The 13,351-nt window shown below is 61.9% G+C and carries 14 protein-coding genes and 2 pseudogenes; 5 read left to right on the forward strand and 11 right to left on the reverse strand.

Annotated elements, in window-relative coordinates; genetic code table 11:
• Positions 1-324: 324 nt before the first annotated feature.
• The 3 genes from ACRESH_RS04715 to ACRESH_RS04725 all read left to right on the forward strand — a co-directional run bounded on the left by ACRESH_RS04715 (position 325) and on the right by ACRESH_RS04725 (position 1,828).
• A complete protein-coding gene (locus tag ACRESH_RS04715) occupies positions 325-684 on the forward strand; it encodes a histone-like nucleoid-structuring protein, MvaT/MvaU family (RefSeq protein ID WP_431740864.1) in 360 nt (119 codons plus the stop codon).
• A gap of 216 nt (positions 685-900) precedes the next feature.
• Entirely contained in the window at positions 901-1,422 is a 522-nt protein-coding gene (gene gloA, locus ACRESH_RS04720) for a lactoylglutathione lyase (protein WP_431740865.1), read from the forward strand.
• 157 nt (positions 1,423-1,579) lie between these two features.
• Positions 1,580-1,828 carry a hypothetical protein gene (locus ACRESH_RS04725; protein ID WP_431740866.1) on the forward strand — a complete coding sequence of 83 codons (249 nt, stop codon included), beginning with the start codon at positions 1,580-1,582 and terminating at the stop codon, positions 1,826-1,828.
• Between the two features lie 6 nt (positions 1,829-1,834).
• On the opposite strand, the gene ACRESH_RS04730 is transcribed toward ACRESH_RS04725, so the two are convergent.
• The gene (locus tag ACRESH_RS04730; RefSeq protein WP_431740867.1) at positions 1,835-2,065 is read right to left on the reverse strand and encodes a DUF3079 domain-containing protein; all 231 of its coding nucleotides are present in this window, start codon (positions 2,063-2,065) and stop codon (positions 1,835-1,837) included.
• A 176-nt stretch (positions 2,066-2,241) separates the two neighbouring features.
• On the opposite strand from ACRESH_RS04730, the pseudogene ACRESH_RS04735 reads away from it, so the two are divergent.
• Both ACRESH_RS04735 and ACRESH_RS04740 read left to right on the forward strand, forming a co-directional pair.
• Positions 2,242-2,343, forward strand: a pseudogene (locus tag ACRESH_RS04735) (iron transporter); the annotation flags it as partial.
• Positions 2,344-2,409: 66 nt separating this feature from the next.
• A pseudogene (locus tag ACRESH_RS04740) lies at positions 2,410-3,292 on the forward strand (4Fe-4S binding protein).
• Positions 3,293-3,312: 20 nt separating this feature from the next.
• Here the strand turns inward: ACRESH_RS04740 and ACRESH_RS04745 are convergent.
• From ACRESH_RS04745 to ACRESH_RS04790, 10 genes are all read right to left on the reverse strand, one after another.
• Complete coding sequence (locus ACRESH_RS04745) at positions 3,313-4,008, reverse strand: anaerobic ribonucleoside-triphosphate reductase activating protein (RefSeq protein ID WP_431740868.1); 696 nt, start codon at positions 4,006-4,008, stop codon at positions 3,313-3,315.
• The gene (gene nrdD, locus ACRESH_RS04750) at positions 4,005-4,172 is read right to left on the reverse strand and encodes an anaerobic ribonucleoside-triphosphate reductase (RefSeq protein WP_400172710.1); all 168 of its coding nucleotides are present in this window, start codon (positions 4,170-4,172) and stop codon (positions 4,005-4,007) included. The genes ACRESH_RS04745 and nrdD overlap by 4 nt, the downstream gene beginning before the upstream one ends.
• A gap of 32 nt (positions 4,173-4,204) precedes the next feature.
• A complete protein-coding gene (locus tag ACRESH_RS04755) occupies positions 4,205-6,187 on the reverse strand; it encodes a ribonucleoside triphosphate reductase (protein WP_431740869.1) in 1,983 nt (660 codons plus the stop codon).
• A gap of 138 nt (positions 6,188-6,325) precedes the next feature.
• Entirely contained in the window at positions 6,326-7,495 is a 1,170-nt protein-coding gene (locus tag ACRESH_RS04760; RefSeq protein ID WP_431740870.1) for an OmpA family protein, read from the reverse strand.
• A 30-nt stretch (positions 7,496-7,525) separates the two neighbouring features.
• Positions 7,526-7,966: a type VI secretion system baseplate subunit TssE gene (tssE, locus tag ACRESH_RS04765; RefSeq protein ID WP_431740871.1), complete on the reverse strand. Its 441-nt coding sequence runs from the start codon at positions 7,964-7,966 to the stop codon at positions 7,526-7,528.
• A 3-nt stretch (positions 7,967-7,969) separates the two neighbouring features.
• The gene (gene tssJ / locus ACRESH_RS04770) at positions 7,970-8,506 is read right to left on the reverse strand and encodes a type VI secretion system lipoprotein TssJ (protein ID WP_431740872.1); all 537 of its coding nucleotides are present in this window, start codon (positions 8,504-8,506) and stop codon (positions 7,970-7,972) included.
• Positions 8,487-9,584, reverse strand: coding sequence for a type VI secretion system baseplate subunit TssG (tssG, locus tag ACRESH_RS04775; protein WP_431740873.1), 1,098 nt, complete (start codon positions 9,582-9,584; stop codon positions 8,487-8,489). The genes tssJ and tssG overlap by 20 nt, the downstream gene beginning before the upstream one ends.
• A complete protein-coding gene (gene tssF, locus ACRESH_RS04780) occupies positions 9,548-11,317 on the reverse strand; it encodes a type VI secretion system baseplate subunit TssF (protein WP_431740874.1) in 1,770 nt (589 codons plus the stop codon). Before tssF ends, tssG begins: the two co-directional genes overlap by 37 nt.
• Before the next feature lie 23 nt (positions 11,318-11,340).
• The gene (tssA, locus tag ACRESH_RS04785) at positions 11,341-12,924 is read right to left on the reverse strand and encodes a type VI secretion system protein TssA (protein ID WP_431740875.1); all 1,584 of its coding nucleotides are present in this window, start codon (positions 12,922-12,924) and stop codon (positions 11,341-11,343) included.
• Positions 12,921-13,351: type VI secretion IcmF C-terminal domain-containing protein (locus ACRESH_RS04790; RefSeq protein WP_431740876.1), on the reverse strand; the 431-nt coding region annotated here is incomplete at its 5' end. The genes ACRESH_RS04790 and tssA, both read right to left, overlap by 4 nt.

A 13,351-nucleotide genomic window follows, 5' to 3' on the forward strand; every position in this document is an offset into this window, starting at 1 on the left:
CCGTTCAGGCACCGGCAATGCATCCAGCGCCAATAAAGCTTCAGGCTGACCTGAAATTATCTCGAAACCGCTCTAGACCGGACCATTGGACCATGGTCTAAGAGGTTTCTCAGGCAACCGACTAGTTGCTTCGTATTAGCGCAAAGACAAGTAAGAAAGTTCCATTGCAGCAAAGTTAAATTTCAAATGTTTACCCGCTGCCCGGGGACTACTACACTCTTTATTAGTAGGTTTTTTTGCCCACCCCAGTGCTCGCTGCGTTATTCAGGTTATTCCTCGTTTTTGCGCATGCCGGGCCACTGCAGACATAAAGGAGTGATGACAGTGTCCAGACTTGCAGAGTTCCGTGCTGCCGAAAAAGCGCTTCAAGAACAGCTGGCGCAACTGGAGGCGCTGAAAAAGGACGCCGGCCTCAAGCGCGAAATCGAGTTCGAACGCAAACTTGTCGAGCTGATGAACAGCTACGGCAAGAACCTGCGCGATATCATTTCCATCCTCGACCCCAAAGCCGCGGCCAAAGGTCCGCTAACGGCACCCAAAACCCGGCGTGCGCGGGTGGTCAAAGTGTATGAAAACCCGCATACCGGTGAGCGGATCGAAACCAAGGGCGGCAACCACCGCGGCCTCAAAGCCTGGAAAGAACAGTACGGCGCGAAAACCGTCGACAGCTGGTTGCGTTCGTGAACGTATTCTTCACACTTTTTTCACATCGACTCGATCAGGATGAAGGCTGCTAACGGACTAGCGCCCCATACGCCCGCCTCGGCGGGCTTCTGATTCTTGCGCCCCGCCCTTCCCAGGCGGGGCGCAATTGTTTGCGCAATCGCTTCAGTTCCGTATCATGTCGCTCTGACTGTTTTGCTGGCACTGCCGGTGCCAGCCTCTTCAAGCGGAGTGCCCATGAGCCTGAACCATCTCGACACCCTTGCTGGTGTCACCGCGCAACCGGATGCCGCGACCACAAACTTTGTCTTCAACCACACCATGCTGCGGGTCAAGGACGTTGCCAAGTCCCTGGACTTCTACACCCGCGTACTGGGTTTCAGCCTGGTGGAAAAGCGCGACTTCCCTGAAGCCGAGTTCAGCCTGTATTTCCTCGCCCTGGTCGACAAGGCGCAGATCCCTGGCGATGCCGCCAAGCGCACCGAGTGGATGAAATCGATCCCAGGCATCCTCGAGCTGACCCACAACCACGGCACTGAAAACGATGCGGATTTTGCCTACCACAATGGCAACACCGACCCACGCGGCTTTGGCCATATCTGTATCTCGGTGCCGGATATCCGTGCTGCCTGCGAACGCTTTGAGCAACTGGGCGTCACCTTCCAGAAGCGCCTGAGCGACGGCCGGATGAAGCACCTGGCCTTCATCAAGGACCCGGACGATTACTGGGTTGAGATTATTCAGCCTACTGAATTCTAAGCTGCCTTTCGCGGGACAAGTCGGGTCGCCGCACCGCCGCTCCCACCCGTCGGCCCGGGTCACTCCGGGCCACTGCTGTGGTATACCCGAAAAAGCACCTGAACGAGGAGCTTTGAAAACGGCGAGCCACCGATTCCCCAGCAGCGAGGTCAGGACGATGAAAACCCTTCAATGCGTGCATCGCAACCACACCATCACCGCCAGCGTCGAAACCCATGACGGTATCCCTACGCCGTTTGCCGGCGGTTGCCTGATCACCGATCCCGAAGGCCACACCAGTCGACGTTTGCCGCTGCCGGTAAACATGGTGTTCCTAGCAGACCTGGAAAAGGCCCAGCATGCGTCGCTTGCTCATGGCAAATGGCTGGTCGACCAGCAACTGGACAAGCATCAGCATCTGTTCTGACCGAAATCAATCGCGGGGCAAGCCCGCCACCGGTGGGCTTGCCCCGCGATCATGACTGTCAGACAACCCCAGGCCATAGTCCCCCGGCACGTTCCAGTCGTCACCGAACACCTCTACCGGGTGCATGGTCCGGTCGGCGCCATTGCCGCAGGCCAGGGCATTCGCCGCGCAGTAACGGTCGCAACCCCAGCAGATACGTTCGGGGTGTTTCGGGCTGACGGGAAAGGCCTTGGCCATGAAGTTCCCCAGGCAGGCTATGGACGAGCTTCCACCTTATTGCCTCGGTACGGCGTTGCCCTTGATGCAGATCAAGGGCGCTGATGGATCGCCGGTAGAATTGATAATAATCATTATTATTCACACAGAAGCCTCCTAGACTCGGGCTCCCACTCGTCAGTACCCAGGAAGTCGTCATGCGTACCCGCTTTTCGCTGTCACTCGCCTTGCTCCTGATCACCCCGCTGGCCCAGGCCAAGGAATACCCCATCGGCGAGCCGCAACTGTGTCCGGGCCTGGTTTGAGCGCTGCGAATTGCACTATGAGTTCGTCTACGCCGGGATCGGCAAAACAGGCAGTGCCGTATGTCCAGCCTGAGTGTGCACAATCGCCTATTGCAGCGTTTGGGTAACGGCATGCGCCGCCATGCCGGGATGATTCGCACCCTGCAATGGACGGTGGTGCTGTTCTACGCCGTGTTGCTGGTATTACCGGCGCTGCTGCCGCTACCAGACAGCCAGGCACGGATGCCGAACAACCTGACCCTGTTCGCCCAGTTCCTGTTCTGGGGCCTCTGGTGGCCGTTCGTGTTGCTGTCGATCATACTGTTCGGCCGACTCTGGTGCGGGGCACTGTGTCCGGAAGGCGCCCTGAGCGAATGGGCCAGCCAGTATGGCCGGGGCATGGGCGCGTTCCAGTGGACCGTCAGCCCTTGGTTCATAGCCCTCAAACAGCACCTGGCGCAGTGGCTGGTGGAGCACGATGTGCTCTGGCCCTTGCAGGGATAACGCCCCCTGGTGGCTGCTAACCCATTACCCGCAACTCAACGACAGTTTCAGCTGGCTGGACGGTTTCTGCATCGTCCTGTACCTGAGCGCCAGCGCCCTGCTGCTGGGCGGCAATTTGCTGGTTTTACTGCGCCTGGCGGCACGGCTGGCGGGCAAGCCTGAACGCTATGGAGCCCTGAGCCTGGCCCTGACGCCCCTGGGCGGCGCCGGGTTGTTTCTCGGCTTGTCGGCAACCACGGTGAAGCTGCTGCGTTATGAAGGCCTGCTGCTGGAATGGGTACAACCGGCCAGGGCTACACTCTTGATCGCGGCCATGACCTGGAGCGCCTTGCTCGGCTGGAAGCTGCTGGTACGCCAGGATATTGCCCTGTCCCGACGCTGCGCCGCCAGCGTTTGCCTGTTGGCAGCCATCGCCACAGTGGGCTATGGCTGGTGGTTGCAGTTCTGGGGTTGGCTCTAGAGGATCAAAGGCACCCCGCTCTAACCGCGCACCTCGAACACAGGAAACAAGCCGCCGAGGGTGTCCCATAGCGTGGGCAGCGCACTTTGCGCCGAAACCCTTGGCAAATTCGCATCGAGCATGTGTGTCGTACGCACCTGCTGCACGACGAAATGTTTGACCCCGCGTTCGTTCAAACGCTGGGCCAGGGTCAATAGCCGTGCAGGGTCGATAAGGTTCCAATGCACGGTTGTCCGGCATTCATAGTCCACGCCACTGGCCAGCAGCAACTCCAGGCTGCGCCAATTGGCCACCCCGCTGCCTTGTACCCGGGTAATCAGCGCGCACCCCTCGGCCAAGGCCTTGACGTCGAAGCCGACCCAGTCGGCCCCCGGCAGCGCGCGAGCGAACGCCTGCGGCTTGATCCCGGCACTGTGCAGGCCAACGCCAAAACCCATCTCCCGGACTTGGGCCATGGCCTCAGGCAGGCTGTCCTGCAGGGTCGCTTCGCCGCCACTGAATACCACCGCATCAAGCAGGCCCTGGCGGCGCTGGAGAAATTCCAGCACCTGGTTCCAGGGCAGCTCCTGGCTACCGCGCGGCGGGATCAGTTGTGGGTTGTGGCAGTAACGACAACGCCAGGCGCAACCCTGGCAAAACAATACGCAGGCCAGCTTGCCCGGGTAGTCGAGGGTGGTCAGGGGCACCATGCCCCCGACCCGTAGCGCTCGATTCATGGATGCCCAGCCGTTGCCGCGCCCTCAGTGAAATGCTGGCGCTCACGGTGTTCGGACTGTTTGCCTGGGTTGAACGCCGACACCGGCCGGTGATAGCCCATCACCCGGGTCCAGACTTCGCAGCGTTGGCGTTGCGCCACAGGCAGGGTTTGCAGTGCAGTCATGATGAAGCTCCTTGCGGTTGGGTAAGACGAAATCAGTGGACAGTGCCGACCTGCTGCGCCAGCAACAGGGCTTCGTCGCATTTCGGGCAGAACTCGTGTTCGCCATCCAGATAGCCATGCACCGGGCAAATGGAAAAGGTCGGGGTGATGGTCAGGTAAGGCAGGCGAAAGCGCCCCAGGGCCTTGCGTACCAGTTGCTTGCAGGCCTGGGCCGAGGAAATCCGTTCGGCCATGTACAGGTGCAGCACCGTACCGCCGGTGTACTTGCACTGCAGTTCGTCCTGCAGTTCCAGCGCCTCGAACGGGTCATCGGTGTAGCCCACCGGCAGCTGCGAGGAGTTGGTGTAGTACGGCGCCTGTGCGCAGCCGGCCTGGAGAATGTCGGAATAACGCTTGAGGTCTTCCTTGGCGAAGCGGTACGTGGTGCCTTCAGCCGGTGTCGCCTCCAGGTTGTAGAGGTGCCCGGTTTCTTCCTGGAAGCGCACCAGGGTGGCCCGTACATGGTCCAGCAGGTTCAAGGTAAAGCGCCGTCCCTGCTCGGTGTGCAGGCCCATCTGGTCGTCGCTGAAGTTGCGCAGCATTTCATGCAGGCCATTAACGCCGATGGTGGAGAAGTGATTGCGCAAGGTGCCCAGGTAGCGCTTGGTGTAGGGGTACAAGCCGGCGTCCATGTGGTGCTGGATCACCTTGCGCTTGACCTCCAGACTCTCCATGGCCAGTTCCATCAAGGTATCCAGGCGCTGCAGCAAGCCGCTAGTGTCACCTTTGAACAGATAGCCCAAGCGTGCGCAGTTGATGGTCACCACGCCCAGCGAGCCGGTCTGCTCCGCCGAACCGAACAGACCGCCGCCACGCTTGAGCAGCTCGCGCACATCCAGCTGCAGGCGGCAGCACATCGAACGCACCTGGTTGGGCAGCATGTCGGAGTTGAGGAAGTTCTGGAAATACGGCAGACCGTAGCGCGCGGTCATCTCGAACAAGCGCTCGGCGTTGTCACTGTCCCAGGGGAAATCGTGGGTGATGTTGTAGGTCGGGATCGGAAAAGTGAAAACCCGCCCCTTTGCATCGCCGGCTTGCATCACTTCAATGTAGGCGCGGTTGAGCAGGTCCATTTCGGCCTGCAGCTCACCGTAGGCAAAGGGCATTTCCTCGCCACCGATCACCGGGATCTGCCCGCGCAGGTCCTCCGGGCAGACCCAGTCGAAAGTCAGGTTGGTGAAGGGCGTTTGCGTACCCCAGCGCGAGGGTACGTTGAGGTTGTAGATGAACTCCTGGATGGCCTGGCGTACGTCCTCGTAGCTGAGTCGGTCCTTGCGCACGTAGGGTGCCAGGTAAGTATCGAAGGAACTGAAGGCCTGAGCCCCGGCCCACTCGTTCTGCAGCGTGCCAAGGAAGTTGACCATCTGTCCCAGGGCGCTGCTCAAGTGCTTCGGCGGACCCGCTTCGACCCGTCCAGGTACACCGTTCAGGCCTTCGTGCAACAGCGTGCGCAGCGACCAGCCGGCACAGTAGCCGGCGAGCATATCCAGGTCATGCACATGCAGGTCGGCTTCGCGATGGGCGCGGCCAATCGCTTCGCTGTAGACCTCATCGAGCCAGTAGTTGGCGGTGACCTTGCCAGACACATTGAGCACCAACCCACCCAACGAATACCCCTGGTTGGCGTTTGCCTGAACCCGCCAGTCTTCGCGGTTGAGGTATTCGTTCATCGACGCCGCCACTTCGACCAGCGTCTTGCGGTCGCGGCGCAAACGCCCGTGCTGCTCGCGGTAGACGATATAGGCGCGTAGCGAAAGGAAATGCCCGGCGTCCATCAACACCCGTTCGACCCGGTCCTGGATCTGCTCGACGTGCAGCTGCGAATAGCCCTCTAAATGGGCCAGCACCGTCGCCAGCAACCCTTCGGCCTCGGCGTACTCCCCGGTGGCCTTGCCGGCAGCGATCAACGCCTGGCGGATCTTGTCAGCATCGAAAGCGACCAGACTGCCGTCGCGCTTGTGTAATAGGTTGTGCATTCGCCCCCGAACACTACATATAGATGTTTATTTTGTTTAAAGCACAATATGCAGTGCAGGCTACGGACAAACGTGGGGGATTAAATTGATTGATATCAAGGTTGGCAGGCAGAACCCGCTCCTACCGGGTTCTTGTGTTCAGGCACACGCGCCCGGCACCTGCACCAGGCTGATGTCGACACGCCGGTTGGCAGCGCGTCCCGCTTGCGTCTGGTTGTCGGCAATCGGCTGGCTGTCGCCAAAACCCTGCACGGCGAAGCAACTGTCAGGAAAGTCACCTCTGCCCTGCATCCAGTTACGCACCGCCGCAGCGCGGGCGCGTGACAGTTGCAGGTTCTGTTCGGCATCACCCGAGGCGTCGGTATGACCGGCAATAACAATCAGCCAACCCGGTTGGGCCCTGATGTCGGCCAGCGCATTGATCAGCAGCTTGGCCGAACCCGACTTGAGTTCAGCGCTTCCCACCTCGAACAACGACAAACTGTCCATCCGCAGCGTATTGCTCGCCCCCTTGGCGCTGTCGAGAATGGCGGCATAGGGGTGTTGTACGCCATCACGCTGAGTCAGCCAGTACTGCCAGCCCGACCAACCGCCCACGACCAGCCCGGCCCCGACGAACAGGCACAAGGCGATAGCACGCCAGGTCGATTTCGCGGGTGGTGCCGCTTCAGGTGGCAGACTGTCGACCCTGATCGCGAGCCGAACGGCAGGTAACGGTTCACACACCCGATAGCGCGCATCAGACCAGGCAACCGACGGCTCCGGCGCTACGACGATACCTGGCGGGGTGCTGCTGCGCGTCAGCCGTTGCACCAGGCTGTCGACCTGCTGACGCAGGCTCAGCAGCACCACCAAGGGCGCCAGCGCCTGGCGGTCCAGCTGATCACTCAAGCGCTCCAGCACGGTGTCCAGTGCGACCAGGTCCGTCAGGTGCCGGGTCGTCAACTCAAACCCGCGCAACAACGGCTGCAACTGAGCGAAAAGCCAGCTCAGGATGTCCAGCCGCGCCGGGATCGCGGGCGGCCATAAGCGTGGCCACTCACTGGCCAGCAGGGTTTCAAGCAGTGACACCCCCTCCACTACCCCCGTCAGGCCATAGCGTTGGCTACGTGCCAGCGCATAGGCGGCAACGGATTGCAGCTCCAGACCATTGCTTTCGAACAGTTGCCGGCAGCACTGCTCGACCTTCGCCCAATCCACATCCGGACATGCCGGATGGCTCAGCCTGGCCAGTTCGTCACGCAGGGTATTGAAAGGAACCAGAGCCCGCGGATCGCCGCCCAACCGAAAATACATATCTGACAACATAGCTATGCAACATCCTTACACTTGAACATTTCACGGCTTCGCCAGGTAGTTCTGCCGCTTCAGGTGACGCACCAAGACCTTGCCTTCAGCCGCCAACGTAGTGCCGAAGGTCGCTTGCTCGCCGCTGTGCAGTTGCACATCGAGGGCGTATTCCAGATGCCCCGGTTGCAACTGTGGCAATAACCGGATGTTCACTGCCCGCAAGCGTGGTTCGTACGTCAACAGGGTCGCCGTCAATCTGCCCATCAGCCCATGCGCGGCGGCAGGCAGGCCCTGAAGAATCAGGCCCATGTCCGGCAAACCGAAATCGGGCAAGTGACTGAGCGTTCCCGCCTGACTGTTGAGAATGCGCTGGAGGTTATCGAGCACCGACAGGATCGCCTGGTCCTCTTCACGCACCTCGTGCAGATCCAGCTCCCCGTCAAAATTCTGCAATAGCAGCTCGTAGAGTGAGGGATTGCGCTCGGCCATCCGTCAGCCCTCCGTTAGCGGGCGCGAGCTCAAGGTGTTGTCCCCCAGCTCGATCAGCAATGGCCGCTCCGGGTCCAGTTGTTCGCGGGCCAGCATCAATCGCCAGGTGGCCAGTTGCTGGTCCGGATGACGAAACAGCGCCACCACCGCGACATACTGCGCAGCCTTGTCCATTGCCATCGTCAGTTGCGCGCCCTCCCCGGGCATCACCACCACGGTGCGCTCATCGAGGAGATCGGCCTGCAGCACACGGTTGCTGTCGTTGAGCAGGTTGTCGTAGGTGGCGGCCTGCGCCGCTTTGCCATCGCGCAGTTGATAGACCCGTACCAGTGTCGGCACCGCGAGCGCGTTGCTGCCGGTCGCGTCGGTGTTCAGCGCAGGCCGGCCAGTGAAGTCCAGGCGCAGGGTCGTCACTTGCGTGTAAAAGATTGCCTTGGCCGATGCACTCGTGGCTTCGGTCACGGTTTGGCTCAAACCGCAGCCGCCCAGCAGTACGCCCAGCGCAGCCAGGGTCAACGGCTTAAAAACGGTACGCAACATGGGTTATCCGCCTTTCCTGTGGGTTGTTCTTCAGGCCTTGGTAACGGCCCAGATGGATCGTGATGCTGTCGTCTGGCGCAGCCGGCTGAGGGGGTTCGCAGCTACCCAGTACAGCGGTCATGCCCAGCAACACTGGCGCCGCTCCCAGCACTGGCGCTGTCAAGCTGCGCCGGGGCAGCGACAGCTGCAGTTTGGCGGTGCAACGCCAGCCCAGATAAACCCGCAGCAGCACCAGCAGGTCGCTGTGCAACTGACCGTTCGGCAACCAGCCACGGGCCTCGGCGTGATCTTCGGTAAACAGCGCCAGGTGCAGCTGGCTGTTGGCGTCACGACCAGTCCTGCCCAACGGCGTGCCCTGAGACAAACTCACCGGATGGCGCAACGACAGACTGGCCGGCTGCGCCAGGGCAATGTCCTGCGGCCAATGCGGCGTCACGCGCACCTGGGTGTTGGGCGCCAGCAGTTTGACCAGGGCGATGATGCCCTCGGCGTTGCGGGTCGGCAGGCGCATCACACTGAGCAGTGCGAGAAAACGCGATACCGGCGTGGCGATGTGGTCGGCCGTGCCCGGAATACCCAGGCCAATCAGCCCCAACAGGCACTGTGAGGTCTGATCGCCGCCACCGGCCTCGAAGGTGGCCGGATACGAGTACTTGCGCCAGATGCGATAGAACTGGGTGAACAGCCGGTGATTGAAGATATCCAGGAACTGTTCCAGCGCTTCATGCCCTTCGCGGCGCTGGGCGATATCGTCCAGGTATACCGTCGGCAACGGCGAGTCCACACCGTACAGCCCGAGCAGGCGTGTACGCACCGTCGCCGGGCGCTGCGGTTGCTGCTCATCGATTTCAATAGCGCGCAGTTCGCCGGCAGGAAAACCCATGCCCGGGTCAGGGCGAAAGCGCACGGCATCGTCCGCCGGGCGCGTGGTGCTGCCCAACGGCGGAAAGTCCGGCAAGGCCTGTTCAAGCAACTGACAGAAGCGAAACAGATTGGCCTCGGCCACTCGCCCCTGCAGCGCCTCAAGCAAACCCGTCGCGCTCAGCCGGGAATACGCTGATTGTGGTTCTCGTTCCATCGTAGGCACTTACCAGTGGGTTGCAGGATCAGCGTGAGCTGGTTGAACAGGTGAATATCGGCGTACAGGGCAAAGAAGCGGTTGAGCATCTCGCCGAACAGGCTGATGTCGCCCTCGCCGCAAAAACCGTTGGCGTCGAGGGTGACTTCGATATCCACGCCGCGCAGCAGAAAACCTTTTTCGAAGCGCTGGATCAGGTGATGACGCACATCGACTATCGCCTCCAGGCGCCGGCGATTGAGCTCGTTGCCGGTCCAGTCGTAGAGCGCCAGGGTGCCGCGCAACACTTCAGCGTTATCCAGCATCGGCAGGAAGTTCGAGCCCAAGTGGCTGAGTACTCGCCAGTGAAAGCGATCACGGTTTGGCGGGTAACACGGCAGGCTCGGAGCGCACAGATTGCGCACTCGCAAGTGAGTCTGGGTGGACTGCACCGCGGTATCGAGCAAGGTGCTTTGCAGCGCCTTGCGCGGCAGCTGGCCGTTGGTGCCGGTCAGGCGCAACGACAGGCTTTCGCTGGCACCCAGGTTGTCGCTGTCGAAACCCTCGCCGCCGAGGATCAGCCAGGTGTCGTGAAGCCCGCTGACCCCACGTTTCAACCGGGTATGGAAATAGCGCTCGGGTGCCTCGTCACGCAACATCCCGCCCTTGTGGCGAAAGCTGGTAAACGGCACATACTCATGACGCTCGGCGTTCCTAGACGACGTCACCCGGTCCACCGAGTAGATCTCGGTATGCCCGTCCTGCAGGCGCATGGGACGCAGCAGGTAGTCCGTCTGCAGCGGCGCCAGGGTCATTGGATCGGCCTCCAGCGGGAACAGGTTGATCACCGGAACAGCGTGCAGGCGAATGTGCGTGTGGTTGAGTTCGAACGCATGAGGCCACTGCTCGCCAAGCACCACCTCCAGCTCGAACCAGGGCGTAGCGATTGGGATGTTCAACCGTTCCAGGCCAGACAAGGTGACGAACATGAACTTCTCGCGGAAGCTGAAGTACTCCAGCAGCAGCTGATAGCCACTGAATGCGCTGTCGCCTTTTGGCCACAGACGGTCTTCATCGGCGAACCCCTTGGGGGCGAAATGACCGTCCACCGGCTGACGCTGCGACTGCCCGGCAAAACGCACGTACAGCGTCTGTGCCTGCAATGTCAGCGCCTGGTGCAGGGCGCTTGCCAACGGCGCATCAGCGTTGAGGTACAACGGCAAGCGGCTGAGATCGACCTGGCTCCAGTCAGTCAGCTTGCCGCAGGCAAAACGCAGGCGCAGCACCGACCGCCCGTCCGGCTCATGCACCGTCGACAGTGCCGTCAGTGCAAGCGGTTGTAGCTGCAGATCCTCAGTGGTGGTGTAGTGACAGCGGGTGCGTCGCGGGCCCACAGGTTGCGACAGCACCTCGAAGCCTTTGGCCACGATCTCGCTGTTTTTCATCTGCTCAAGGTCGGCGATCAATTCGACCACCGACAAGGACGGAATGGTGCGCAGATAGTGCGGCCAGAGCAGGCTGACCAGGCCCTCGGTCAGTTCCGGCAGATCATCGTCGAGTTTCTCGCGCAGACGGCCCATCAGAAAGGCAAAGCCCTCGAACAGCCGCTCCACATAAGGATCGCGAACGCCCGGTTTGTCCAGGTTCAGGTGCGCTGCCCGGTCCGGAAAGGCCTCGGCGAATTCCTGGCCGGCCTCACGCAAATAGCGCATCTCGGCGTCGAAGTAGCGCAGGGTGGAATTGTCCATGTTCACAGAAAGTATCCTGGTTAAAAGGCTTAGCCGCAGAGCACTGCTGCGCGGACGGGATCGATGGCCACCAAGGCCGCTAGCAACGCCTCCATGCGCCGGGCCAGGGCGGTTTTGTCCGCATCGTTACGCTGGGCTTTCAAGCGCAACAGCTTGAGCAAGCGCGCCTTGACCTCGAAGTTCAGCTCAGGCTCCCACTCGGCCAGGGCGTGGCGCTGAGCACTGCTGTCCAGCTCGCCCAGCAGGTGCAAGGCCAGGTCGCTCTTGCCGTATTGCTCGGCCACCCGCGCCATCACCAGGCGCAGCAACCAGCGCTGGCGGCCAGTGCTTACCCCGGGGTGCACGGCCAGCCACGCCAGCGCGGCTTCGACGCCATCGCTGTCGGCCTGGGCCAGTACCTCGGTTTCCAGCGATAAAATGTCGTCGGCCATGGCGACCGGTGCCACCACCGTGGGCATCCACTGCTCCAGGCGATTGCCGCTGACCTGCTGGCTGATCCACTCACGGGTGGTCTCGTCGGCAAACGCGCTACCGTCGCTCCAGCACAGCGCCTCCAGGCCTGGAAGACGATCGAGGAACATGCCCAGGTCGCGTTTGACGATGTCGGCCCAGGCCTGCTGTGGCGCGGGCTGTTTGCTCAAGGCCTGGGCCAGGTACCACTGCAGGTCCAGCCAGAAATGGTTCACGCCTTCGGCAAACACACGGTCAACCTGGTCGAGCAGTTCGCTCCAGTTCTGCTGCAGGTACAAGCGCTTGAGTTGCGCCCGGTAGTCACTGCGCGGCGGCGTCAGCCGGGTACTGCCGTCGAGCTCTTGCGGCGGCGCCTGGTGCACGGTGTCCCAGCGCAGGCTCTTCATCAGTCGGTGCGCCGCCAGCCAGCCCAACGGCTGTTCACGCAGGTAGCTGGACAATGCCCTGCCACCGTCAAGCAGATCACGTCCGGACTTGATCGCCGTGACTGTCGGCGCTGAGTTATGAACGCCCGCGTCGTGGCTGACGCTGTGCTGCGGCACCAGGGCATCCACGCCACCCGACTGCGCCAGCCGGGCAGACAAGCCGGCATACAGGGCGCCCAAGGCCGGACGCTGGTCCTGCGGCCAGGCGCCAAGCCCGTGCTCCAGCCAGGCCAACGCGGCGACGGTGCGTTCGGCCTCGGCCTTCGCCACCTCGGGAAACAACCTCAGGCTGTCCAGCACCTTGCTGCTGGCCAGCCATTCCAGGGCCATCTTGCGACTGTTGGGGCGCGCGGGCAGAAGCTGCGTGGCAAAGCGCTCCAGCAGGCCTGCGAGCAGGCTCAGGCCGTCGGCCAAGCCCGCTTCGCCGTCCTTCTGCAAGCGTGCCCACAGGTAATAGGTCGCCACGCGCAGGTCCTTGCAGGTGTGCAGAAAAAGCTTTTGCGCAAGCTCGGCAACCTGTTCGGCATCGGCCCCGGACAACTTGTTGACCTCTTCGCGCATGCGCTGAAAGTCATCGTCGTACCCTGGATCCTGCCCCGCTGGCGCATCCGTACTGATGGGCTGCAACCAAGGCTCCCAGCGAATCATCTGCTCACGGGCCAGCGCCACGGCATCACGCTCGCCCAGGCAACTGGTGATCAGTTCAGACAGGCTCATTGGCTACCCTCTGCGAGAAAAATCTGCTGCGGTAAACGAAAGCTGCGCAGCTTGAGCAGCGCCAGCGGCCCGGCACCCAGCTCGGTGCGCAGGTGCCAGGTCAGGCCCAGGCCATCCGGTGCCTCCAGCGCCAGCCGGTAACGCGTGGCGCTGTCGTCCAGGACCGTGACCCGGGCTTGCTCCAGCAGGCGGATCAAGCCCCAGGTGCCCTGGTAGTCGCCGAACAGGCGCTCGCCGGTGCGCACGCTGGTCCAGGTCAGCCGCGCCCCGGGATGATCGCTGAAGCCCGGCCAGCTGAAACGCTGCCAGAATTCTTTCTGGTTGAAGTAGGCATGCCGCTGGCCGTTGAGCAGGAAGGTGGTTTGCACCACGTCGCGCACCGGCTTGCCGCGCAGTTCGAAACTCAGGCCCATGCCGCCGTCGGTGT

Source organism: Pseudomonas sp. (assembly GCF_050739775.1).
GTDB lineage: Bacteria > Pseudomonadota > Gammaproteobacteria > Pseudomonadales > Pseudomonadaceae > Aquipseudomonas.